At 36.5% G+C, this 26,155-nt stretch carries 15 protein-coding genes and 3 tRNA genes; 10 read left to right on the top strand and 8 right to left on the bottom strand.

What is annotated here, in order from left to right; genetic code table 11:
- Window positions 1-14: 14 nt before the first annotated feature.
- Window positions 15-4,445, bottom strand: a complete 4,431-nt coding sequence (locus VIH09_RS04595) for a translocation/assembly module TamB domain-containing protein (RefSeq protein WP_331578358.1) — start codon at window positions 4,443-4,445, stop codon at window positions 15-17.
- Between the two features lie 203 nt (window positions 4,446-4,648).
- On the opposite strand from VIH09_RS04595, the gene tsaD reads away from it, so the two are divergent.
- The 8 genes from tsaD to VIH09_RS04555 all read left to right on the top strand — a co-directional run bounded on the left by tsaD (window position 4,649) and on the right by VIH09_RS04555 (window position 13,275).
- Window positions 4,649-5,671 (top strand): tRNA (adenosine(37)-N6)-threonylcarbamoyltransferase complex transferase subunit TsaD, encoded by a 1,023-nt coding sequence (gene tsaD / locus VIH09_RS04590; protein WP_331578356.1) that lies wholly within the window; start codon window positions 4,649-4,651, stop codon window positions 5,669-5,671.
- Between the two features lie 3 nt (window positions 5,672-5,674).
- Window positions 5,675-6,382, top strand: a complete 708-nt coding sequence (locus VIH09_RS04585) for a 16S rRNA (uracil(1498)-N(3))-methyltransferase (RefSeq protein ID WP_331578354.1) — start codon at window positions 5,675-5,677, stop codon at window positions 6,380-6,382.
- Between the two features lie 19 nt (window positions 6,383-6,401).
- On the top strand, window positions 6,402-7,040 hold the full coding sequence (locus tag VIH09_RS04580; protein ID WP_331578352.1) for a DUF4159 domain-containing protein: 639 nt from the start codon (window positions 6,402-6,404) through the stop codon (window positions 7,038-7,040).
- Between the two features lie 603 nt (window positions 7,041-7,643).
- Entirely contained in the window at window positions 7,644-8,600 is a 957-nt protein-coding gene (locus tag VIH09_RS04575; protein WP_331578350.1) for a zinc metalloprotease, read from the top strand.
- Between the two features lie 726 nt (window positions 8,601-9,326).
- On the top strand, window positions 9,327-10,277 hold the full coding sequence (locus VIH09_RS04570) for a zinc metalloprotease (RefSeq protein WP_331578348.1): 951 nt from the start codon (window positions 9,327-9,329) through the stop codon (window positions 10,275-10,277).
- 154 nt (window positions 10,278-10,431) lie between these two features.
- Entirely contained in the window at window positions 10,432-11,523 is a 1,092-nt protein-coding gene (locus VIH09_RS04565) for an AI-2E family transporter (RefSeq protein ID WP_331578346.1), read from the top strand.
- A gap of 2 nt (window positions 11,524-11,525) precedes the next feature.
- Window positions 11,526-12,704, top strand: a complete 1,179-nt coding sequence (locus tag VIH09_RS04560) for a THUMP-like domain-containing protein (RefSeq protein WP_331578344.1) — start codon at window positions 11,526-11,528, stop codon at window positions 12,702-12,704.
- A 4-nt stretch (window positions 12,705-12,708) separates the two neighbouring features.
- Window positions 12,709-13,275, top strand: coding sequence for a hypothetical protein (locus tag VIH09_RS04555; RefSeq protein WP_331578342.1), 567 nt, complete (start codon window positions 12,709-12,711; stop codon window positions 13,273-13,275).
- Here the strand turns inward: VIH09_RS04555 and VIH09_RS04550 are convergent, their stop codons facing one another.
- The 5 genes from VIH09_RS04550 to VIH09_RS04530 all read right to left on the bottom strand — a co-directional run bounded on the left by VIH09_RS04550 (window position 13,276) and on the right by VIH09_RS04530 (window position 19,652).
- Complete coding sequence (locus VIH09_RS04550; RefSeq protein ID WP_331578340.1) at window positions 13,276-13,935, bottom strand: M15 family metallopeptidase; 660 nt, start codon at window positions 13,933-13,935, stop codon at window positions 13,276-13,278.
- Window positions 13,936-14,042: 107 nt separating this feature from the next.
- Window positions 14,043-18,965 (bottom strand): LamG-like jellyroll fold domain-containing protein, encoded by a 4,923-nt coding sequence (locus VIH09_RS04545; RefSeq protein ID WP_331578338.1) that lies wholly within the window; start codon window positions 18,963-18,965, stop codon window positions 14,043-14,045.
- Between the two features lie 345 nt (window positions 18,966-19,310).
- Window positions 19,311-19,384: transfer RNA gene (locus tag VIH09_RS04540), tRNA-Arg, on the bottom strand.
- Between the two features lie 22 nt (window positions 19,385-19,406).
- Window positions 19,407-19,481 (bottom strand) — tRNA-Pro (locus VIH09_RS04535).
- 87 nt (window positions 19,482-19,568) lie between these two features.
- Window positions 19,569-19,652 (bottom strand) — tRNA-Ser (locus VIH09_RS04530).
- A gap of 241 nt (window positions 19,653-19,893) precedes the next feature.
- On the opposite strand from VIH09_RS04530, the gene VIH09_RS04525 reads away from it, so the two are divergent.
- Both VIH09_RS04525 and VIH09_RS04520 read left to right on the top strand, forming a co-directional pair.
- On the top strand, window positions 19,894-21,072 hold the full coding sequence (locus VIH09_RS04525; RefSeq protein ID WP_331578336.1) for an acetyl-CoA C-acyltransferase: 1,179 nt from the start codon (window positions 19,894-19,896) through the stop codon (window positions 21,070-21,072).
- A 72-nt stretch (window positions 21,073-21,144) separates the two neighbouring features.
- Entirely contained in the window at window positions 21,145-21,906 is a 762-nt protein-coding gene (locus VIH09_RS04520) for a C40 family peptidase (RefSeq protein ID WP_331578334.1), read from the top strand.
- A gap of 53 nt (window positions 21,907-21,959) precedes the next feature.
- On the opposite strand, the gene VIH09_RS04515 is transcribed toward VIH09_RS04520, so the two are convergent.
- Together VIH09_RS04515 and gyrA are read right to left on the bottom strand one after the other, a co-directional pair.
- Window positions 21,960-23,231, bottom strand: a complete 1,272-nt coding sequence (locus tag VIH09_RS04515; RefSeq protein WP_331578332.1) for a tetratricopeptide repeat protein — start codon at window positions 23,229-23,231, stop codon at window positions 21,960-21,962.
- Window positions 23,232-23,283: 52 nt separating this feature from the next.
- Window positions 23,284-25,905, bottom strand: a complete 2,622-nt coding sequence (gene gyrA / locus VIH09_RS04510; protein WP_331578330.1) for a DNA gyrase subunit A — start codon at window positions 25,903-25,905, stop codon at window positions 23,284-23,286.
- Between the last annotated feature and the right edge of the window lie 250 nt (window positions 25,906-26,155).

The following is a 26,155-nucleotide window of genomic DNA, read 5'->3' as shown; positions in this document are numbered from 1 at the left end:
ATCCCTAAAATAAGCTAGTCTTCCTCCGGTATTATAGCTTCCTGATTTTTCTTGGGATTTTCAGGCATCGGACCTTTAGGTTGCGAAAAATTAATGTACTCTGGAGCTAAGTTCGAATCTTGAAATTGGTCAGTAGCCGCTTTTTCAGAACCTAATATGTGGTTTTTGAATATTTTGTTGACCAGTTCTTTGAAGGTATCGAAATCGACCTCATACGAAACACCAATTCCTTGAGTATAACCGATTCCCTGTCCTATATAATTAATGTCGTTTTCCCTATTGAACATACGCAAGTTTAGTGTTCCGTCTTCATTTACCCTGTATTGAATTTCTAAATCCCCTACAATTGCGGACTCATTTATCCCTCCAAATGGAACCCCTACCTTCCCGTTTATCGTTATCCTTTCATTAATTTTCGAAGAAATGGTCGCCACAAATCTACCGTCCGTTTCTCTTCCTATCCTTCTATCAGCCGATATGTAATTAAGTCCGACCTTAAACTTTTCATTATCCGACTGGATTATTCCGCCCAATAAACTCGAAGCCGTTTCAAACAGACTTCCCGAAAAATCAGACTGACTCACCCCTTCAGAACTTAAAAAACCTCCCGAGGATAATAAATACAGCGCTTGTGTTTGTCTAACGTCCTTATCATTCAGTTTATATTGAATCTCTGACTTCAAAACATTACTGACCGTAGGGAACTCGATATTGAAATCAGGTTCCGGACTGGCCAAATCACCATGAATTCCGATGATCACTTCCACTGGCACTTTCCTGTTAAAAGAGGAGTTATCCAATAAAACTGCAGGGTTAGCGATGGTTCTATACACCGCCTCCAAATTCAATTGCGCTTTCATTGGATTCCCTTCCCATATTATGGAGCCACCTTTTCTGACATCAAATTTCTTGTCTATAAGCCCTCCATATTTGAAGTTATAGCTTCCTTCATACGCCTGGAAATCACCCCACATATTAAACTTCCCTAATGTGTTGATTTTAAGCAATAAGGAACCAAAACCCTTTCCTTTCATTCCATGCCCTGAATTCCTGTCTAAAATCACTTCAATTTCGGCATCAGGAGTGATATCAAGATCGAATTCTAATTCGAGTCCTTTATATCTTCGGGTATCCTCAACGATTCCCATCTTTATGTTGTACTTTTCTTTTTCGGTCAAAAAATGCACAAAAGCGTTCTCGCTGACACTCTCGGCGGAATTAATGGGTATTTTAACCTCGGTGCCTTTTTCGGATTTTGCCTCTACCTTAATAAAAAGACCGTTGGTGGGGCCTTTAATAGTTGCACTACCATCAATAAATGCAGTACCATAGTATGCGGCATCTTCTTTATCTTTTGTATCGAGTACCAGCAACCTTTTGGAATCAACAGATAAGTCTAATTTCCAGTCCGCAAAATTATTATGTTCAATATTTCCATTTAGCGTTCCCTTGGTGCCAAATTTTGAATCGGTCAGCGTATTGTTTCTAAACAAAAACCTTTCATCGGCCAGATCAATAACTGATCGGTCAGCCAGCTCATAATCCACATTTAGATAAGGAATTGTCAAACCTGCATCATCTACGTAAAGGCGTCCGCTAATGTCCGGTTTGTTTACATTTCCCTTGATTGTCGCGTTTCCTGTGACCAGTCCTCTAATGTTAGATATTACATCCCCTCCTAATGAACTTAATACGCCCAAATTGAATTTGGCCAACTTCAAATTCATATCCAGAACCGTTTCCTTATTTACAATCTTGAAATTCCCATAGGCGTTAAAGGATTCTATATTTTCATTTTCCATAAAAGAGTTTATGGTAAATTTCTCCAGGTTTTGGTCCCCTTCAATATCGAATTTAAAAACTCCCAGATCGGTTTTATTAATGTTTAAATGATCAATGACTAATGAGGCGGTTGGTTTATAGACTTCGTTATTTTGCTTGAAATTAACAGCACCGTTTATATTTCCGTTAAATACAAACCCGCTGCTTTCGGGCGTGATTTTAAATAAATCCACATCCTTAAAACTTAATTTCAAATCCTTATTTATTTTGTCTTTTATAGTCCCCTTAAGCGATATGGCTTGATTTTCATGTGACAGTATAATGTCATCGATATTGAAATTCTCAAAAGACTTGTCGAAAACGATCTGATTGTTTGGAGTTTCATTTTCATTCAAATACCATAGATAATCTTTAAATCTCATCTCGGATTTGTTGATACCTACTACATTTTCATTCTTCTTGTTTATCGTATGGTATAAATTCAGATTGAAATAATCCTCCCCTTGCGGTCCTCCTTTAAATTCAGACCTAAAAAACAAGGTGTCTTTCATGGTTACATTTATCAAGCTGAAATCACGAATTTTATAGTATTTGGTTTTGATGCTGTCTAACTCTAAATAGGCGTTGTAGAGCGGGTTTTTATTATCGATGGATACACGGATATTATCGAATGTGTTTTGCGAAGCGATAATCTGTGGAGAATTAAAATTGACTTTAAACTCCTGAATATCAGATTTAATATTCCCTTTTACGACTGTATTTGATCCAATGGAAATTTCAGGATAAAATATTTCGATGATTTTATTATAAATGGTGAAATTAAACTTTAAAAACTGCCCTTTATTTACCTTGTTGGGTTTGAAATTTGTATATAAACTGCCCAAAGAATTCTTAACCAAATTGCCTAACTGGTCGAACTGAAATTTACCCACAATTTCCCCTTGAACGATATCAGGAGAATTTACGGTAATCGTACGTACCCGATCTTGATCAAAACTTGAATTTATATTAAAGTCGTCAAAACTGTAGGTGTCTTTTTCATTTTGGTACGATGTTTTTGTAATGTAGATGTTTCCCTGCAGGTTGTCAATTGTGTTACCGCTGACCTGAGCAATCACGTCCCCTTTAAAAACCGAAACGGAATCCTTAACCAGCTTTAACTTGTGCAAGTCGGCGTTCTCAACATTGATATGGAAATCATATTTATTGTCCTTATTACTCAAGTCCAACAGCCCATCAAAATTCATGGTAAGATTCGGGTCGTTTACAGAAATTTGTCCCTTGTAATTGGGAGCCTTAAAGTTCCCGTTTAGCACTAGATTATTATAGGTATAGTCCTTGAAATCTATTTTGCTAACATCCCCTTTTATGGCCGTATTCAGATATTTTTCAGTGAACCCTATACCATCGACGTCAATGTTCATTGTGATTTTGCCCAAATCTTCCCGCTCCAATAAAGTTCCTATATCAAAATCTTCCAAAACAATATTACCCGTATATGAAGCTTTATCGATAAAATCGATACGTTTCATCTCCAATTGCGATTGCACTTTTCCCAACTCGGTATCCATAGAGAAATCGGCATCAAGTTCAGTCGCACTCAACTGCGAATTACCGATTAAGATGAAATTCCCAAATTTCTTCAACTCTTTGGGCAATTTCTTGCCCAATACATTTGGAAGCAAACGCGCCAATTTTTCATAGCTGCTTGAAATTTTCTCGAAATTTCCGTCCATGAAAAATTTTTGTTCGTCATTCCCGAAAATATTTTTGAAGTTTACATTACCTATTATTTGAGAATTATTGGAATCAACGAGCCTTAACTTTGTGATATTTAAATTATTTAGGGGGCCCTTAATGCTTGCTTTGATTGTGAAAAATTGATTTTTGCCTAATTCATTGTAAAAATATCTAATGTCATTAGAAGCCAATTTTGAAGAATTAATCTGTATATCAAACTTGACCCTGTCAGTAAAACCCGAAAAATCCTCGATGTTGTAGTTTAAAAAGACATCCCCATTAAATTTTGATTCCTTAGTGGATAAATCAAGAGCTTCAAGCTTTATACTTTTTTTGGTGTAGCTAAACTTAGAGCTCAAATTCACCACATACAAACCATGATGGTCTTGAAACGACATTCTATTAATGGTTGTTTTTACGGCAGGGCCATATAACAGGAAATCGCTGATGCTTGCATTCAGTCTGGTTAAGTCGACTTCTTTGGGATTTTTCTTATTCTCATCGCTCAAGATAAAATGTCCATTTGAAATGTATGCCCGATTTGCTTTCAGTAAAAAATGTTTTCCTGACGGTTTTCCAGTGTTAAAAGCATTGATGAATTTATCAATATTGGTTTCTTTTTCGCCCTTGTAGGTTTTCAAGTTAAACAACAAGCCATCTAAACGTATATTCCCAAAAATCAAATCACCATCTAATATTTTTTTACCTTCTAAAATGTTGGTGTTAATAATTTTAGAATAAATTAGTGTATCTTTATGATGATCCAAAATTAAGACATTCTTAAATTTCACACCGCCAAAAACAGAGACCCTAACTCCTTCAATAGCAATATTAGTTCCGTAATCTTTGTTAATACTGTTTGTGAAATGTATCGCTATTTTAGTCTGAATGAAAGGCAAAGAAAGAGCAATACCGAGTGCCAATAATAGCAGGATAAGCCCCAGAATAACGCGGAAAATTATTTTAACGAATTTTTTGATACCTAAAGTTATTATATTTTTTAATTAATTATTTTGCCCAAGGAAAGAGCGGCACCTTTAATAAAAATTCTTTAATTTTGGCTGCGCCGTAAAAATAAAAAAATTAAAGCGGCACGTCAAATATAATTCAAAATTTGTGCCCTTTTATGCAAAATACAGAGGTTTTTATTTTAGCTATCGAAAGTTCCTGTGATGACACGGCGGCAGCCGTATTACATAACGATAAAGTACTGTCAAATGTTGTTGCAAATCAATTGATTCACACACAATATGGCGGTGTCGTTCCAGAATTGGCCTCACGTGCACATCAACAAAATATTGTTCCCGTGATCGATGCCGCACTTCGCAGCGCCAATATTAAAAAAGAGCAGTTGTCAGCGATAGCATTTACTCAGGGTCCGGGATTAATGGGGTCACTCCTTGTGGGAAGTTCCTTTGCTAAATCAATGGCTTTAGCCCTCGAAATCCCGCTTATTGCGGTCAATCATATGCATGCCCATATATTAGCCCATTTTATTGTTGAAGAAGGATATGAAAAGCCGAGTTTCCCTTTTTTGGCGCTAACGATAAGTGGCGGCCACACGCAGATCGTCAAAGTGAATGATTATTTTGACTTGACCATTATCGGAGAAACAACGGATGATGCCGTGGGTGAAGCTTTTGACAAAAGTGCAAAAATACTCGGACTGCCCTATCCTGGAGGGCCACTGGTTGACAAGCACGCGCAATTGGGGAATCCAAAGGCCTTTGCGTTTACAAAACCCAAAGTGCCCGGATTGAATTTCAGTTTTTCAGGCCTAAAAACGGCCATTCTTTATTTTGTACAAAAGAAAAAATTGGAGAACCCCAACTTTATAGAGGAGAATCTAGCGGACATTTGCGCCTCTATTCAACATACGATAGTTGAAATTTTAATGGACAAATTAAAATTAGCCGTAAAAGAAACCGGCATAAAGCAAATCGCTATTGGCGGAGGTGTATCAGCCAATTCCGGTATTAGGAAAACCCTGAAAGAAGCCGAACAAAAATACGGATGGAAAACATTTGTACCAAAATTCGAATACACCACCGATAATGCTGCAATGATTGGAATTGTAGGTTATCAAAAGTTTTTATCCCAAAAATTCGAAACTGCAGCAGTGGTTTCAAAAGCACGAATTCAATTCTAAATTATGCAATTATTTTACAATCCAAATATCGACGAGACTACTGAAACCTTTTCTTTTGACAAAGAGGAAAGCAAACATATCATAAAAGTACTGCGAAAAAAAGACACCGATATCTTATTTGTAACGAACGGGGCAGGCTATTTATTCGAAACTGAAATCACATTAGCCTCCGATAGTAAATGTACCGTTAAAGTCATTTCCTTCGAAAAAAAACCAGCATCAAAATTCCATTTGCATCTTGCGGTTGCGCCAACAAAAATGAATGACAGATACGAATGGTTCCTGGAGAAAGCAACCGAGATCGGAATCAGTGAAATCACACCTATCATTTGTGACCGTTCTGAACGCAAAGTAATCAATAACGAGCGGTTTGATAAAATTATTCTGACCGCCATGAAACAGTCCAACGAACTATATCTTCCAAAATTAAACGAAGCAATTACTTTTAAAGAATTTTTAAAACGCGAAAACGAAGGTTTACTGTTGATCGCGCATTGCGAAGAAACGGATAAGAAAACATTGAAATCTGTTTTAGCAGCAAATCAAAGCGTTACCTTACTTATAGGCCCGGAAGGTGATTTTTCAGAGAAGGAAATCGATTTGGCAATTGAAAAACAATTTATCCCCGTATCATTGGGAAATACAAGGCTGAGAACAGAAACTGCAGCTATAGTAGCCTGTCACAGCGTCGTTTTCTTTAATGAAGAGTAATCCCATTTAAAAAAGAATTATGAAAAGAATATATTCAGTTTTACTGTTAATCTCTATCACTTCATTTTCTCAAGAAATCGCATTGGTAAAATATGGTGGCGGTGGGGATTGGTATGCCAATCCGACGTCACTTTCCAATTTGATCAAATATTGCAATTCTAACATCAATACCCGCATCAAAGTCAAACCAGCTAACGTGGAGCCGGGGAGTCCAGATCTTTTTTCCTATCCATTCGTGCATATGACTGGTCATGGGAACGTTGTTTTTAGCGACGCTGAGACAGCTAATCTAAGCAAATACCTGCTTTCGGGTGGTTTTCTTCACATTGATGACAATTACGGGATGGACCAATACATTCGGAAAGAGATAAAGAAAATATTCCCAAATAATGACTTGATAGAAATACCCGCTAATCACGCCATCTTTCAAAAACCATTTCTTTTTACTAATGGGTTACCCAAAATACATGAACATGACGGCAAACGCCCGCAGGCATTCGGAATTTTTTCTGACAATAGGCTCGTATTACTTTATACGTTCGAGTGCGATTTAGGTGACGGCTGGGAAGACCCCGAAGTACACAACGACCCAACTTTAGTTCGCGAAAAAGCCCTAAAAATGGGTGCCAACATTATCAACTATATTTTTAATAATTGAATATTTTACACCTATAAAAACCAAAAAAGGACCTTTTTAAAAAAAGGTCACCTGATCGAAATAATTCCCCACTACAGTTTTTTTTTAAAGAAATAATGATTGACCTGATATCGCCATTTATTTAAGGGCAATATGTTATCCAACACTAACAACTCTTACCGCAGGCTATCTTTTATCTACCAAATGTCAAATGAAACTAAACCACTAACCAATTAGTGAAATAGGAGTTCTAAGAATTCAACAAAAAACTATCTAAATCGAAGAAATAAATTTTTACGACATATCCCTAGTGGCTTGCCGCACAATAATTGAAAAAACATAACCGGCGGCAAAGCCTTTCTTCCGAACTTGTTCAACTGTCAATTAAAATTGTTTATGGAATACCAGGTGTTTCAAATTTATAAATTATAAGAATTAACTCGTTAAAAAAAATAAATAATTTTTCGTCTTTCTTCGCAAAAGCGCGCCAAATAAGCCCTCTTAATTTTCTGTTAATTTTTTTAAAAAAATTTCATAAAAAAAATTTTTTTTTTAATTCTTTTGTTATAAAATTGCGGCATAATTAACCAAAGCAAGTTTATTTAACAAATACCCCAATCAATTATGAAAAAAGTTCTTTTATCCGCAGTGGCATTTATGATGTTGTTTTCTTGTCAAAATGACCAAACAGATTCTACCGATTTGTCAACTGCTGCAGTGGCGCAACGTGGTTGTGCATCTCAAGATGTACTAGACGCACAATTAAAAGCCGATCCAACATTGGCATTGAGAATGAACCAAATTGAAGCCTTTACACAAAAAGCGATGTTAACCAATCGTTTAGTAAACGGTAAAATCGTAATCCCTGTTGTAGTGAATGTTTTGTACAGAACTGCGGCTGAAAACATCTCTGATGCTCTAATACAATCTCAGATTGACGTTCTAAACAAAGATTTCACTGCAACTAACCCTGATTTTTCAGCTGTACCTGCTGAATTTGCCGGAGTTGCCGCAAATGTTGGAATTACTTTCGAATTGGTAAATGTAGTTAGAAAATCAACTACTAAAACTTCATGGGGAACTAGAGACACCATGAAAAATTCAAAAAGAGGAGGAATTAACCCTACTTCGCCAAGCAATACGCTTAACATATGGTCATGTACCGTTGGTGGTGGAATCTTAGGCTATGCTCAATTCCCTGGAGGATCTGCTGCTACTGATGGAGTGGTAATTGATAGTAAATATTTTGGAGTTTCTAGTGACTCAGGTGCTAGCTACCCATACAACTTAGGAAGAACGGCAAGTCATGAGGTAGGTCACTGGATGAACCTAAGACACATTTGGGGTGATGCTTCTTGTGGAAACGATTTAGTTTCTGACACTCCTGTTCACAAAACTTCTAACTTTGGTGTACCAACATATCCTTACGCAAGTACTTGTTTGCCTGCTCACAATGAAATGACAATGAACTACATGGATTATACTGATGACAGAGGAATGTTTATGTTCACTGAAGGTCAAAAATCAAGAATGTCAGCTTTGTTCGTTTCTGGCGGAGCTAGATCTGGTTTTGGTATCTAATGTTAAATACTATAGAATTTCTAAACCCGCTACTTGCTAGCGGGTTTTTTTATGTCCTTTTTCAAATTCTAAAACCTAAAATTGTACTTTAATTTATTTTGTCTCTGTGAGTTGCTTCACAAATCCACTTTTAGCTAAACCCAATTGCATATCGTAGAGATTAACCGCGGGTATTAAGTTCGCTCAAAAAAATCGCTACAGCAACCCAACTATTGCACAACAATTCTCACCATTCGTTTTGCCGTATTTTTTTAACACAGAATTGCATTAAATTCTAGTTACTCCAAAAAAAACTTCCGTCTCCCCTTCTTTTTTAAAAATAATTTGTTTTATTTATTAACAATATTTTAAGAAAAAAGTAAGCAAAGTATTTAGGTCAAAAACTAGCAATCATCTAATTATCAAACAGCTGAGCGCGCACAAGAACAACAGCATAAAAAACGGCGCCAAAAAAATACACATCTGCCTGATAAAGTGGTACTTATGCCAATAAAAAAAAGCCAACATTACAAACTAAAATTACGGCAGACGACAATTTATTAGTCTATGGATTTACTTCCTAAATTGCTTTTAGCTGCCCTATTTTTCATTCCCTTTATTAACAAAAAATAGCCAAATGACGGTACTAAGATTTTCTTTTTTTGTGACAATAATTTTAAAAAACCATTAAATTGTTATATAATTGCCCCACTATTAACCAAATACCAAAATTTATAACAAATTATTATGAAAAAAATCTTTTTATCCGCCATGGCATTTATGATGCTTTTTTCGTGTCAAAATGACCAGACAGAAGCTACAACTTCTGCAACAAATGCAGTTTCAAAAAGAGGCTGCGCTGCACAAGATGTGTTAGCAGAGCAAATGAAAGCTGATCCCACTTTAGCTTTGAGAATGAACCAAATTGAAGCCTTTACCCAAAAAGCGATGTTAACCAATCGTTTAGTGAATGGGAAAATTGTAATCCCGGTGGTAGTGAATGTTTTGTACAGGACTGCGGCAGAAAATATTTCTGATGCCCAAATACAATCTCAAATTGATGTCCTTAATGAAGATTTTACCGCTACCAACCCTGATTTCAATAGCGTACCTTCCGAATTTGCTGGAGTTGCCGCAAATGTTGGAATCACTTTCGAACTTGTAAATATTGTTAGAAAATCAACCAAAAAAACGTCTTGGGGAACCAGAGATGTGATGAAAAATGCCAAAAGAGGCGGAATCAATCCTACCTCACCTGAAACGACACTTAATATGTGGGCTTGTACCATTGGTGGCGGAATCTTGGGTTATGCCCAATTTCCTGGAGGATCTAGCGCAACTGATGGAGTAGTTATCGATTCCAATTATTTTGGAGTGTCTGATGGAGCAGCTTATCCATACAATTTAGGAAGAACAGCAAGCCACGAAGTAGGTCACTGGATGAACTTAAGACACATTTGGGGTGATGCTTCTTGTGGAAACGATTTTGTTTCTGACACTCCTGTTCACAAAACTTCTAATTTCGGAGTGCCAACATATCCTTACGTAAGTACTTGTTTACCCGATCACAACGAAATGACGATGAACTACATGGATTATACTGACGATAGAGGAATGTATATGTTCACTGAAGGTCAAAAATCAAGAATGTCAGCTCTATTTGTTTCTGGAGGTGCTAGATCCGGTTTCGGTATCTAATTAAAAAAAAACATCTATTTTATATACCCGCTACTTGTTAGCGGGTATTTTTTTACAATGTTTATTTTAAGAGAGAGCATCTGACATTAGGCTTGAAAAACTCGTTGCATATTAACGAGTTTTTTTATCTTTATCCGCAAATACACTTTATGCTATGATTACATCAAAAACCATTTCAAATGGGATTCTTCGCGCATTATTAACAGTCGTAGTAAGCAGTTTAGTTTTATTCTTTTTCTATAAAATCCAGACTGTGCTGATCTATTTGGCCGTTTCACTTATCCTAACATTGATTGGGCTTCCCATTTTACATTTTTTCAAAAAGCGGTTAAAATTTAATCATCTTTTCGCGACCATTGCAACCGTTGTCGTATTCATACTCATTATCCTGGGATTCATCATGATGTTTATTCCACTGATTTTAGCACAAGGGGAAAATTTATCACTTCTTAATACCGCTGAAATCGAAAAAAATATTGGGCAGTTACTGAATCAATTCGCCTTGTTTTTGGAGAGCTATCATATTGATTCCTCAGAAATGTTAAAAGAAGCTAATATTACCTCTAAAATAAACTTTAACCTCATCCCTAATTTTTTAAATGCAATCCTTAGCACAATCAGCAGCTTTGGGATAGGATTAGGCGCCGTGCTATTTATAACTTTTTTCTTTTTAAAAGATCGCGTCGTATTTATGAAAGGGGCCAGGAAACTAATCCCTGACAGTCATGAAGATAAAATTTTGAATTCTTTGGATAAAATCAATTACTTGTTATCTCGTTATTTCATCGGTTTGCTGCTGCAATTGTTTATTGTATTTCTTTTATACCTGATTGTTTTAGTAATTTTTGGCATTCCTAATGCCGTTATCATAGCCTTTTTATGTGCTTTGCTAAACATTATTCCATACATTGGTCCATTAATAGCGTCCGTGTTAGCCGCCATTTTAACAATGATGAGTAATTTGGGAAGTGATTTCCAATCCGAAATTTTACCTACCACAATCTACGTTTTAATTGGATTCTGGATTGTGCAAATCATCGACAACAATTTCTCACAACCGATCATTTTTTCCAAGAGTGTCAGTTCACATCCTCTGGAAATATTTCTGGTGATTTTGATAGCCGGTTACCTTTTTGGTATATTAGGAATGATTGTTGCCGTCCCCTTTTACACGATTATAAAGGTAATCGGAAAAGAATTTTTCCCAGAGAACACGCTGATTCGCCTATTAACTAAAAAACTATGATTTTGGATTTGACGATACTAAATCCCGAAATTCAAGCGTTTATTAATGATAATGTCGACAAACGAATTTCAACTTTGGCTCTTCAAAAAAACCCATTTCCAAATGCGAAATGGATATCTATATTGAACCAAATTGAAGCTAAAGCAAAGGCAAAGGACAAATTACCGAACTGGTTTGCCACAAAAAACATTGTTTTTCCCAGTAAAATATCAATAGAGCAAACCTCTTCGGAAAAAACCGCTTCCTATAAAGCATCGCTTGTTTCAGGAGAATCACTTATCGATTTGACCGGTGGTTTTGGCGTGGATGATTTTTACTTTTCCAAAAAAATAAAAGCGGTCGCCCATTGCGAAATCAATTCTGAACTCTCTATAATAGTCAGGCACAATTTCGAACAATTAAAAGCAAACAACATTACATGCCACGCAGGAGATAGCTCATCGACTTTAGCAACATTAAATAAAAAATGGGACTGGATCTATATTGATCCTTCTAGGCGAAACGATGCCAAAGGCAAAGTATTCATGCTTAAGGACTGCCTGCCAAACGTTCCTGAAAATCTTGATTGCTACTTTAACAGTACGGATTCCATACTCGTAAAGACAGCGCCGCTACTCGATATTTCGGCTGGACTATCAGAGCTTAAAAATGTAAAAACGATTCACATTGTTGCATTAGAAAATGAAGTAAAAGAGCTTCTATGGGAATTGCACTCCAATTACAATTCAAAGGTTACCATTAAGACCGTCAACCTGCTAAAGGAAAAAACGGAGACCTTTGATTTTATCTTGAATGAAAATGACAAAACGCCAAACTATGGCTTACCCCAAAAATATCTTTACGAACCCAACAGCGCCATCATGAAATCAGGAGGTTTTGACGAAGTGGGATTGTTTTACAACCTAGATAAACTTCACAAACATTCCCATTTATATACTTCTACAAATCTAATTCCGTTCCCCGGAAGGGCTTTTGAAATTCAAAATTGTATCCCGTACAGCAAAACTGACATGAAAACCTTTTTGGAAAACAAAAAAGCAAACATTACAACCAGAAATTTTCCGGATACGGTTGAAAATATCCGAAAAAAATGGAAAATTAAACAAGGCGGAAATCTGTATTGTTTCTTTTCAACTGATGAAAATAACAATAAAATAGTTTTAATTTGCACCAAAATATAATAAAATGAAACAGTTAATTATAGTAGCCTTTTTTCTTTTAAGCTTAAGTGCATTTGCGCAAAAACCATGTGAATATAGCGTAAACGTTTCTGATTCCATAGGCGATTATAAATCGACCAAGACCTATATGATTTGCGAGAAAAATTTTGCCGGTAATTCCGATTTTATCTTTTTTTCACTAGAATTAACGGACGGTCTGCCAACCTTAAATGTCCAACTTATCCAAAAGAGCAAAGGCTTTTTGAAAGCAAATTGTTTTGATAAAAATTCAAAATTATTTTTACAGTTAAACAATGGAAAAATAATAACCTTAGTTCATATTGATGCGGAAAATTGCGGCACCATGATTCGCGACGATAAAAATTTTGACAATCGACTAACTATCGGTAATTTTATGTTTATGAAAGGAAGCCTGGAAGAGTTAAAAAGTTCTCCCATGTCCTTAATGAGGATTAAATATTTGACCGAAACAGAAGATTACGTGATTAAGAAAACTTTCAGATCAGAGTTAGACAATCAGGTATATGAGCCAGAAACTTATTTTATGGATAATTTGCGATGTATTATGTAATTAGTCACAATCCCATTTCACATTCGATAGTTTGTCATTCAACGCTGATTTTAAGTTATAATGCCACCACTCAGAGTCAAAGGAGTTAAAATCAGTCGCTGTCATCACACTTTTCAGCAGTCTCCTGTTTTCTATAATTGTCTCAGAAAGATTAGTGTAATTATGACTCGCTTCAATCCCAAAAAAATCGAAAGCTGTCCCCATATCGAGCTCTTTTCCTGCTGCATCAACCAAAGTTATATCCACCGCCCCTCCTCTATTGTGAATCGATCCTTTTGCGGGATCAGCTACATATATGGGATTTGAGACAATTTTCCACATCTTTTTTTGAATGTCCAAAGGCCTGTAGCAATCAAAAAGTTTAATCCTATATCCTCTTCTGACAAATTCCTTATTGGCCTCAATCAAAGCATTTACCGTTTTCATACGCAAATAACATTCGGAGCAATCGTATACCTTAGCTTTCAAAAAATTATCCTCGGTAGCATATTTCATATCGTACACGAAATCGCCGCTGTAGTCTTTCAGGTTAACAAAGGTCGTGTCGTTTACGACTGTTTTGTAAGTTGCCTCATTTGAAGGAACATGAACTTGCGCTTTACAAGAAATACACGATGAAAACAAACCAATTAACAAGCAAAATTTAAGGGAAGGATTCATATCTACTTTTTTATAAAAATATAACATTTGAAATGATTTGTAGGGGCAAAATAAAAAAAGACACTATTTCTAGTGTCCTTTTTTTATTACTGTAGAAAACTACAATGTTATTGTTTCAAAACTTTTTGACTGACCGCTCCTTTATTGGTATTAACTTTAACAATATAAGTTCCGCTTTGGACATTGAAAGGAATTTCAATCGTGTCAGAATCTGCTATCTTGTCAACTGCTATGATCCGTTGTCCGAGAATATTGTATACCAAAACGTCTTTAATTATAATTTCTTTATTCTTAGTTATAAACAATTTCTTCTTTACGTCATCGTTGTAAATCAATAGTGTTGAGTCCGGCAATTCGTTTTCTGCAACTACCTCAGACTTTTCTGTTTTAAACATTAATTCAAAACGGTTATTATACGTGCCGGCTGCCAGATTGACTTCAACCGCGTCCTTAGTAATATCATAAAAAGTTGCCGTTTCTTTGTCTTGTATCCAAATACTTGTATTTGCAGGCAGAAACTCCGTGGCATCCACCATAAATTTAACCGTACCAATTGTATCGGTTTTTACCCCTATCGGATAGGCTTTATTGGCATCGAAATAACCATCACCTTGAATCGTATATTCCCCATCATCGATCAGAAAATAAGAATCATTATCTTGAGTATCTATTTGATAACCATCATATGCAAGATCAACACCATCAGTTGCATTCTCGTTCATGAATCCTAGTAACAATTGCCTGTGAAAATTATTAGAGGTATTAAAACCAAGTCTGATTTTTGTGTTGTAATTATTGTAAACCACATCATTCCTGTTGTCATTGAAATGGTCTACTATTTTAGATTTGCTGCTACTGCTGTTTTTAAATAAGGTATTTGAAATTGGAGCAAGAACATCATCTACACTATTTTCTTTAACGAAAGCCCTTTGATTATTATTAAAAATAATTGGCTCCGATGTTGCAATACTTACGTCACCGTTTACAAAAAAGCCTTGACCTACAGGTATATACTGGTATGACATTTTAGTGCTTGTGCCCACGCCAGTTATGCCGATAGGTGCCGAAGGAGCAACACCACCCACTAAAGTTAAGGTTGCATATCCACCAGTATAGCCAGACAGTACATGAGTGGCATTACTAGGAGAATGTTCCCAAAAATACAATGTCCCATCGATTATATCAATACTATTATTACCTCCATTAGCAGTGGAAATATTATCTTTTATAAACTCAAAAGCATCTAAAGCTGACGGGTATGGGTTTCCAACCAAAAATAAGTTATTAGGCAGTACTGAATTACCGTTAATAAGCCCATTGTACGGCTTACCTTTAAAAGTGTAATTTTGGTTTATCAAATTGCTCGTATCTACTGCCCCAGCACCTTTAACGATAAATCCTTGAGAAGGTTTAATGAGACCTGTTTCAGTAAAGTGTTTCCAATTGGCATATTCACTTCCATTCTCAAATTTGTACAGCCAATACCTTGCTAGGCTAAAAGGTGAAACACTACCATTATAGCCTCCTATCCAAGTTATATCTTTAGGATCTCCAATCGTTGTGCCATCCTTAAAAACTCCCGCAACCGTATAATTGTTATTATTAGCAGTTCCATTTATTGGTCCTACAGGCGAAGACCAATAATTATAATTGTATTTATTAACAGTCCCTTGCTGGTCTCTTTTTATGAATCCTATACTATTGGCGTCAAGTTCACTATCAAGTGTCTGAACCAGTTGTGAGCGACCTGTCAAATCAATTAAACCATCCAATTTTAAATAATGGGAAACCTGAACTTTAGTGTCATTATTTGCCGATAGTGTTTTATAGGTAATTGCGTCAGTACCGTCAACAAAAAGCCCCAAAACAGTTTTGTTTCCTACTGATGTTACATTGTTTTTGATTTTAACAATGTTTCCGTCTACTGATCTGGTACCATCAATAATAGAATTATTGCCAGGAATAGTTTGCAAAGAACCGTTTTTCCAGATTGCGGAGTCGCTCCATGCACCATCTGAAACTGTCTCATAAGGCAATGGCGCAGTCTGGGCATTAAGAATCTGTTTGTCTTTTTTTAAATATTTTATTCGTAAAAAATTGCGGTCATCAGTTAAACCTTCTATAGTTGTACCATAATACACATTATAATCATAATATGCCTTAAGTTCAGTCCATGGAATTGTTTTAAATTCATTTTTAGAAATTCCTTGCGGGATTACTTTACCATTAACATTACCGTTTGAATGTTTTTCAACCTCTTGATTCATTAGGTAATTTATCTGGTCTGACGATAATGCCATGTTCCAAATATTGATCTCATCGATTTCACCATTAAATGGCGTTCTGATGTCATTTTTATTAACATAAAGCGCTCCAACTGAAAACCTGGAATAATTAGGCGATGGATTTGTGAGATTAAATGTAGAAGATTCTATGACTCCGTCTACATAAAAGTCGGCAGCTCCAGCATAATACACGGCAACGATGTTATGCCATTTTCCATCCGCAATTGCAGTACTTGACTGAAATCTTAAAACACCATCCCAATATGCTTCCACTTTATGTTGCGCATTCAAACGTAATTCTAAATTAACCCCCTTGCTAATTATAGTTCTGTTGGCAGTGCTACTCCCATCATTTCTTAACCAACAACCTATCGTAAATGAACCACTATTTAGATTTAAGGCATACTCCCCAACTAAAAAATCATCAGCGGCGTTAATATTTATGTCTTCTTTTACCGTAACTTTTAGAGCTTTCCCAAAGGTAAAATATTTGGTCCCGTCAAAATCATACCATGTTTGCAAAATGCCCCCTATAGTTTTTAAAGGTATTATATCTATAATATCGGCATCTGCAAAAGCAGGACTATCACTAACTATTAATGCATATTCTTCATCAGCTGATTTTGGAAACGCACTAAAAGCTGTTACAGGAATGCCTACAAATACATTTTCAACATCGCCATTAACATCCGTTTTAGTTTCAACAATTTTCCATTTTTTGTTGATTCGAGTTGTCGAGGTGGTTAGTCCGCTGTTTATTGTGATGGTATTGGTACCGTCTGCAATGTAGGTCCCATTATCAGATCCCCAAACTAAAAAATCACGGTCTTTTTTAAACTCATTTATATTAGCGTTATTAGTTGCTGCGATAACTCCCATACCTATGGTTACTTCATTGGGGTCATTACCGCTTTTCGATTGTTTTTGATATAAATCAGAAGCCACATCCTCGCCAATTCCGGCAATGTTATAATTATAACCAGCATTAGCGGTAACATCCCAGATGACAGTCCCCCCTGAATCAAGATAATTTTTACTGGTCCCGTTTACCCCTAAAGTTATACCGTATTTTATGGCAAGGTAGGTTTCAATCTTGGGCCTATTCTCATCAAGTACACGGGAAGCATAAGAAATTATCTCCGCCACCCTACCATTAAGATTTCCATAAGTGGAACCGCTATTTATATTTTTTCCAATATTATAAGGGGTTCCTTTAAAAAGAACAGGAGGCCCCGGATCACTATATCCTAAATTTGCATAAGTTGTATTCGTCGTTAAACTTCCTAGTAAATTGGTATTGAATAACATCTCGATTCCATCTGAGGCAGTGATTGTCTTATTTCGAGTATTTATAATTCCTGCTTTTGAATAATCGCCGTAATTATCCGCCATACTATAAAAACTACCGATATTATCCTGCCATTGGCTGAACCACAATCTTTCATCTGCAAAACGTGTCGTGAAATTACCCAATCCGACACCAGTATGTTCACCTCCAACAATTGGATATGAAGGGTTTGCAGCCGAAGTTCCTGAAATAATAGTCATAGGCGAAGTAGATCCGTCTATCGCTACATCCGGTTCCATAACAATTAAAGTTTCATGCGTATAATATCCGTTATCAGTATTATATAAGAATTGACTCAATGAGACCCCATCATTTTTAAATTTTACAACAGGATTGAAATTAATGTTCCCAGCTTTTCCATCACTAATATCAACGGCCGCATCAATATATGTTGGCTGATTTACCGCTTCGGATTGCGTAGCATCTTTACCCGTTGATCCCAAATCTTTCCAAAGAGGCACATAATTAGTTCCAGATAAACTTACTCCTCTGGTAGACTTGAGCCACAGTCTAAAATCTGGGTTTCCTCCTCCCGGTCCTGTTACGTTTGGATTATATACTTCACCACTTACGACAAAATAATATGGGTCTTTTGTTGTATCGTTACTGGGAATTGAAATTATTGCCGATTTAATACCAGGAGTTTGCGGATGAAATAAAACAACAATATATGATGCTCCTCCAGGCGGAATGACGTTTCCACCAGAAGTACCAACCGGATAACCGTAAGGTGTCGGTGGAACATATATTAAAAAATCTGTAGATTGTACTCCCGTTATAGGGTCGTAGCCGAAACATGTTAATGGATCAAGCGTTAGCGAACAGGTACCCGTATTGACAATTAGATAATTTCTTGTGGCGGTCGCTCCAGCAGTAACAGTTCCAAATAAGGTTCCAGTTGCTGAATTTGGAACAATTTGTCCGTTAGGTACAGGTTGTGTTGGCGTACCTCCTAATACAGAGATCGACGGCGCATTTGTAAAGGTTATAATAAATGTAAATTCCGTGTAATTTTTGCCATTGGAGTGCACACTAACAATCGTAGATTGTGGGGAACTATTACAAGCAAAATTATTTTTTCGTATTCTGAAAACACTGACATCACCTTTCTTTATATTGAATTCAGATGGCCGCGATGAAACAACAAAATTGGTGTTGCTTAAGGTAACTTCCGGGTTTGACAAAACCAACGAAGGGTTTCCGTTTCCATCAGGTATGTTAGTGATCGCAAATTCGATTTCGGTAGATGAACCAAAACTAACAGTTCCATTATAGGGAATATTAATTGCTGGATTGCCATAACTCACATAAATCACTTGATTCTGCTGAGAAAAAGCAACCAAAGTCCATAAAAACGCACAGACAATTAATAGATTTTTTGGGTAATTTTGTTTCAATGTGGTATTTTTTTTGAAATTTGTATTTAACCTATTATATGCGTTAAAATTATAATAAAATATTAATTAATTGCGTTTAAAAACATTTTTTAACGATAACGCACATCATTATGTGCTTTATTAATGAAATCTGTAAGCATTTTCTTGTAAATAACTAAATTAATAGTTGCGGAAATATAAAATTCAAATTGAAGATGTTCACTAATAATTTACCGCTAAGCGCAAAATTCCATTGATGCGCATACTATAACTGTTGCGCACACATTCTGATATAAACTCGTCGAGCGAGAACCCTAAGAGTATAAATGAAAACACCCTATAAACGGAGAGTTTATAGGGTGTTTGTGAAGGCAGAAGGATTCGAACCTTCGACCGCCTGCTTAGAAGGCAGGTGCTCTATCCAGCTGAGCTATGCCTCCATTGCTCTTGTAAAAAATTTAGTCGGGGTGGCAGGATTCGAACCTGCGGCCTCCTGCTCCCAAAGCAGGCGCGATAACCGAGCTACGCTACACCCCGAAAAACAATAACATCATTTAAAAATTCCATGTTTCTCGCATTGCTACGATCCTTGAAATGCCAATTTCACAACATGAAAAAATTACGCGGAGGGACAGGGACTCGAACCCTGGCACCGATTGCTCGGTGACAGTTTAGCAAACTGCTCCATTACCACTCTGGCACCCCTCCAAGCTCAAGAAAACGTGTCCTGTTTTGCGGTTGCAAATTTAAGACTTCTTTGCATTACTCACAACTATTTTCAGGCTTTTTTTTAATGTTTTTTGACATTTTTATAAAAACACTTCACAGTCAAACATATAGCATATCATAAAAAGCGCTTTTGTTTTCGAAAAAATATAATCCCCAAATCAAAATCAAAATTTGTATAAAAAAGATTAAATTTGCTACATAAACCAACATTATATAAGTTATGAGCAAAAGAGTTGTTATCGTTTCTGCCGTTAGAACACCTATCGGAAGTTTTATGGGGGGATTATCTACCGTTTCTGCTCCCAAGTTAGGGGCAGCGGCCATAAAAGGAGCATTAGATAAAATAAATTTAGATCCAAATTTAGTCGATGAAGTTTTTATGGGCAATGTGATTCAGGCGGGTGTAGGACAAGCTCCTGCGCGTCAAGCAGCAATTTATGCTGGCTTACCTGATAGCGTAGCCTGTACTACAATAAATAAAGTGTGTGCATCAGGAATGAAATCCGTAATGATGGCAGCACAGGCAATACAATGTGGCGACGCAGAAATTGTTGTCGCAGGGGGAATGGAAAACATGAGTTTGGCCCCTCATTACATGCATTTGAGAGCGGGAACAAAATTTGGCCCAGCAACTATGGTTGACGGGTTGCAAAAAGACGGCTTGACTGATGCTTATGACAATAACGCAATGGGAGTTTGCGCTGACTTGTGTGCATCTGAATATAAATTCACCAGAGAAGACCAAGACAATTATGCGATTCAATCGTACGATCGTTCTGCAAAAGCCTGGGAAGCCGGAAAGTTTGATAATGAAATAGTTCCTGTTGCAGTTCCGCAAAGGAAAGGCGACCCAATAATGATATTCAAAGACGAAGAATTTACAAACGTAAAAATCGATCGTATCCCCACATTAAATGCAGTATTCACTAAAGAGGGTACCGTTACGGCTGCAAATGCTTCTACAATTAATGACGGTGCGGCAGCATTGATTCTAATGAGCGAAGATAAAGCCCTTTCATTGGGATTAAAACCTTTAGCTTTTATAAAAAGTTACGCTGATGCTGCACAAGAACCAAAATGGTTTACAACAAGCCCGTCAAAAGCACTTCCTAAAGCTTTAGACAAAGTAGGATTAACTACAACTGATGTTGATTTCTTTGAGTTCAATGAAGCTTTCGCAGTTGTCGGATTGGCAAACGCGAAAATTTTAGGCTTAGACAATGACAAAGTTAACGTAAATGGTGGCGCGGTCTCACTGGGACACCCTCTCGGCTGTTCTGGAGCCCGAATAATTGTTACACTGTTGAATGTACTGAAACAGAATAACGGTAAAATTGGAGCGGCTGCTATATGTAATGGCGGCGGTGGTGCTTCGGCAATTGTGATAGAAAGAGCCTAAAAACAATCATAACTTATGCGTTATAGAATTAAAACCTATAACGCATAATTCTTAACTAATAAATTAACCTAAATGTTCGGAATTTGTAATCTGGCTATAATACCACTTCGGTTTGAAGCAAATGATAAAAGTGAAATCGTGTCCCAAGTTTTGTTTGGGGAACATTTCGAAATTTTAGAGCAATCAAAACAGTGGTCCCGCATCAAAATGCAATTTGACGGATACGAAGGATGGGTCGATTCAAAACAATATCAAAACATTTCTGAATCGAGCTACGATTTACTTTCCGATGATTCAATTGTATTAAATTCCGATTTAATCGAATACGTAACTGGCGCTTCTAATTTGTTGATCCCAATTCCACTAGGATCTTCATTATCGTTTATCGATCATGACGAAATAAACACGACCAATTTTGATTTTGAAGGAACCAAGGTTCAAGGAATCAAGGATAAAAAAAACCTGATAGACACAGCCTTTTTATATTTAAACGCGCCCTATCTTTGGGGCGGAAAAACTCCTTTTGGAATCGATTGCTCCGGTTTTACCCAAATGGTATATAAACTAAATGGCTATAAATTGTTACGCGACGCCTCACAGCAGTCAACACAAGGAGAAGCACTCAGTTTTATAGAGGAAAGCGAACCCGGGGATTTGGCATTTTTTGATAATGAGGAAGGCAATATCATACACGTGGGCATAATAATGGAAAACAATTATATTATCCACGCCAGCGGAAAAGTAAGAATCGATCGACTGGATCATCTCGGAATTTACAATGCGGAGATTAACAAACACACACACAAACTCCGAGTTATCAAAAAAATAATATAAAAAAAAACCTATCTGAAATCAGATAGGTTTTTTTTGTTCTAATGCAAAATGTGTTATTTCATTTTAGCTTCTAAAGCTTTTTTCTCAGCAGTCATTTCTAAGGCACTGTAAACCCCTAACAAAGTCTTTGAAACGTCTTGATTTTTAGGGTCTATCTCTAAAGCCTTTACCAGATATGGTATCGCTGCTTTAAATATGTTTTGTCTCTGTGTTTTCAGAACAGTATAACGCTTCATATCCTTATCTGAAGTTCCCAATTTATTCATTTCATTAATTATCGCCCCTTCAGCCTCCAACTTCAATGCCGCCATATTTATATAAGCGTTAAGGTATTTAGGATTAATTTCGATCGCTCTTTCATAATACTTTTCTGCTTCAACGGTATTTTTAGCATTGGCGCTAAGTACACCAAGATTAAAGACTAAATCCGCATCGTTAGGGTTTTTAGCTAACACTTCGCTTATTAATTTCTTATAGGTGTCAAAATCCTTAGTTTCCAAATAAAGGTTTGCTTCTGTTAAAATTAATGAGGTATCGTCAGGATTTGCAGCTCTTGCTTCTGCTATAGCCTTTTTTGCTTCTTCTGTTTTACCGTTCTGAACCAGAATTAAAGCCATGTTTTTGTATATCTCGCCTCTTTTTGAAGGAATAACCTCTGTTGTAGGTTTTTCATGGGTTCCCATTTTCACCATTCTGTCTCTTTCCTGAGCGGTAGTAAAAAGATCTTCTTCGCCGGTTAATTTATTTACCGCTAAATAATTTGTTCCTTTTCCGGAATAGTTCAATTTCTTCAACTCTTCGTACATTTTTAACGCTGTGTCATAATCCTTTGCGTTTACATAAGTAGAAGCTGCATAGTAAAGATTTAGGGTGTCTTTTTTATCCAACAAGTACGCATCGTACAATTTTTTTGCGCTCTCTGCATGCTTTTCAGCTTTGGAATCGGCAATCGCATTGTTTATTAACTTGTATTTAATTTGCGTTATTGATTTAGCGGCTTCAGTAGAATATTTTGATTTTCCTGATGTATTTTCCGCAGCTATTAAATCGGAATACGCCGACGCGGCTAAAGACAAGTTCTTATCTGCATCGATACCCTTGTTTGCCAAGTCTAAATAAACGTTTCCTTTCACGAAGAAAAACTGGGCTTTTTCAGCATCTGATGCACTAGAAATCAAAGATTCAGCACCTTGTAAAATAGTTGCAGCTTCTTTTGACTCTCCTTTTTTTAATGCTTTTTCGGCTGCTTTTATTTCATCTTTCTGCGCAAAAGTAGCAACTGAGATTAATAAAGCTGACGCTAATATTACATATTTACTTTTCATGGTATTCTTGTTTTTTGTTTAAAAATTATTCTTGTTTATTATAATTGCTTTGTTAATCCTCGTCATCTTCAGAATCATCTTCTTCGACATCGCCTTCCTCAACTTCTTCATCATCGGAATCTCCCTCTTCATCACCACCTTCTTCATCTTCAAGAACCTCAAGAACTGGTTTTACTCTTTCGATAACTGCAGCTTCAACAACATTTCCGTCTTCATCAATCACAGTTTCTTCGGCATCGTCTTTCATTACTTTTGTAACAGCAGCGATTGAATCGTTACCTTTGATGTTGATCAGTTTTACCCCTTGTGTGGCACGACCCATAACCCTCAAGTCTTCGACAGCCATTCTGATTGTCAATCCTGATTTGTTGATTATCATTAAATCATCCGCATCAGTAACTGCGTTAATAGAAATTAGATTTCCTGTTTTTTCGGTAATATTCAGAGTTTTAACCCCTTTACCTCCACGGTTTGTAATCCTGTATTCATCAAGACTTGAACGTTTTCCGTAACCATTTTCGGCAACAACCAAAATCTCGCTGCTCATATCGTTTACAGTAACCATGCCAATAACTTCATCACTATCATCTTTTAGGGTGATTCCACGAACTCCAGATGCGGTTCTACCCATTGGGCGGGTCTTAGTTTCTTCAAAACGAACTAATTTACCTGACTTAACTGCAAGTATGATTTGACTCTCGCCATTTGTTAATTTTGCTTCCAATAACTCATCCCCTTCCCTAATTGTAATTGCGGCAACACCATTCACTCTTGGCTTAGAATATTTCTCTAATGATGTTTTCTTAACCTGTCCTTTTTTGGTTACCATAACCAAATTATGACTCTTAATATAATCTTGGTCTTTTAAATCTTGGGTGCAAATAAAAGCTTTCACTTTATCGTCGCTCTCAATATTTATAAGGTTTTGAATGGCTCTACCTTTGGCTGTTTTGCTTCCTTCAGGAATTTCATAAACACGCATCCAAAAACATTTCCCTTTTTGCGTAAAGAACATCATATATTGATGATTCGTAGCCACAAACATGTGCTCCAAGAAATCTTGATCTCTCGTCCCAGCACTTTTTTGACCAACTCCTCCTCTATTTTGAGTTTTGTATTCCGTTAAGTTGGTTCTTTTTATGTATCCTGCATGCGAAATGGTAATCACCACATTTTCATCAGCAATTAAATCTTCGATACTAACATCACCACCAGAATATTCAATTTGTGAACGGCGCTCATCACCATATTTATCACGGATTTCAACTAGTTCTTCTTTAATCAAAGCAATTCTTAAGTTTACATCAGCAAGCAAAGCTTTTAAATGCTCTATCAACTTCATGATTTCATCGTACTCGGTTCTTAACTTGTCTTGTTCAAGACCTGTCAATTGACGCAAACGCATTTCTACAATAGCACGAGATTGAATATCGGACAAATTAAATCTTTCGATTAATTTTTCTCTTGCCTCTTCAGTACTTTTTGACGCTTTGATTAAGGCAATTACCTCGTCGATATTATCTGAAGCGATAATCAAACCTTCCAAAATATGTGCTCTTGCTTCCGCTTTTTTCAATTCAAATTGCGTTCTGCGAGTCACTACATCATGACGGTGCTCTACAAAATAATGAATAAGGTCTTTCAAATTTAACATTTGAGGACGACCTTTTACAATTGCAATATTATTTACACTAAAAGACGATTGCAGTTGCGTATATTTATATAGCGTATTTAAAACTACGTTAGGTGTAGCGTCACGCTTCAAGATGTAAACGATACGCATACCGTTTCTATCCGATTCGTCACGTATGTTTGCTATCCCTTCAATTTTTTTATCGTTAACCAAATCCGCAGTACGCTTGATCATGTCTGCCTTGTTGACTTGGTATGGAATTTCGGTAACAATGATACACTCACGACCATCCACTTCCTCAAAACCAACTTTGGCGCGCATCACTACTCTACCTCTACCCGTTTTGAACGCTTCACGAACGCCTTCATAACCATATATTATACCACCTGTAGGAAAATCTGGCGCTTTTATATAATTTATTAATTCGTCAATCTCAATATCATTATTGTCCATATAGGCCAATGTACCGTTGATCACCTCAGTTAAGTTGTGAGGCGGCATATTGGTTGCCATACCTACTGCAATTCCAGTTGCCCCATTTATTAATAAGGTAGGAACACGAGTCGGCATAACCGTTGGTTCTTCTAATGTATCGTCAAAATTCAATTTAAAATCAACAGTTTCTTTATCTATATCCGCCAAAATTTCTTCAGAAATCTTGCGCATTCTGGCCTCCGTATAACGCATCGCTGCGGGACTATCTCCATCCACGGACCCAAAATTACCTTGACCGTCAATTAATAAATAACGTAAACTCCATTCTTGAGCCATACGAACCATGGCATCATAAACGGAGGTATCTCCGTGTGGGTGATACTTTCCTAAAACTTCCCCGACGATTCTTGCGGACTTTTTATGTGCAGATCGTGAATTAACGCCTAAATCATGCATTCCAAAAAGTACTCTTCGATGTACTGGTTTCAAGCCGTCTCTAACATCTGGAAGCGCTCTTGACACAATTACTGACATCGAATAATCGATGTAAGCTGTTTTCATTTCATCTTCAATGTTAATAGGAATTAACTTTTCTCCTTCAGACATAAGTTGTTATATTAAAAAATTATATTAGTTTCAAAACGTGCCAATATACGGCTTTTTGAAATTTTTGAAAGTATTTTAACATACTTATTTCAATGATTTATTAACAAAATTGGACTTGTTTTTGTTTAATAAAAAAAGTGCTTTTTTTGACTCTATTTCATCATTTTTTCGTCAATTAGCTGACATGACTTCTTAAGGAACGATTTTTGTTTTTAAAATGGTAATTCACTAAATTTACACATACAATCAA

The organism is Flavobacterium sp. (genome assembly GCF_036515215.1).
Lineage (GTDB): Bacteria > Bacteroidota > Bacteroidia > Flavobacteriales > Flavobacteriaceae > Flavobacterium.
The sequence above is the reverse complement of the archived record's forward strand: the minus strand, read 5'-3'. Positions and strand labels throughout refer to the sequence as shown.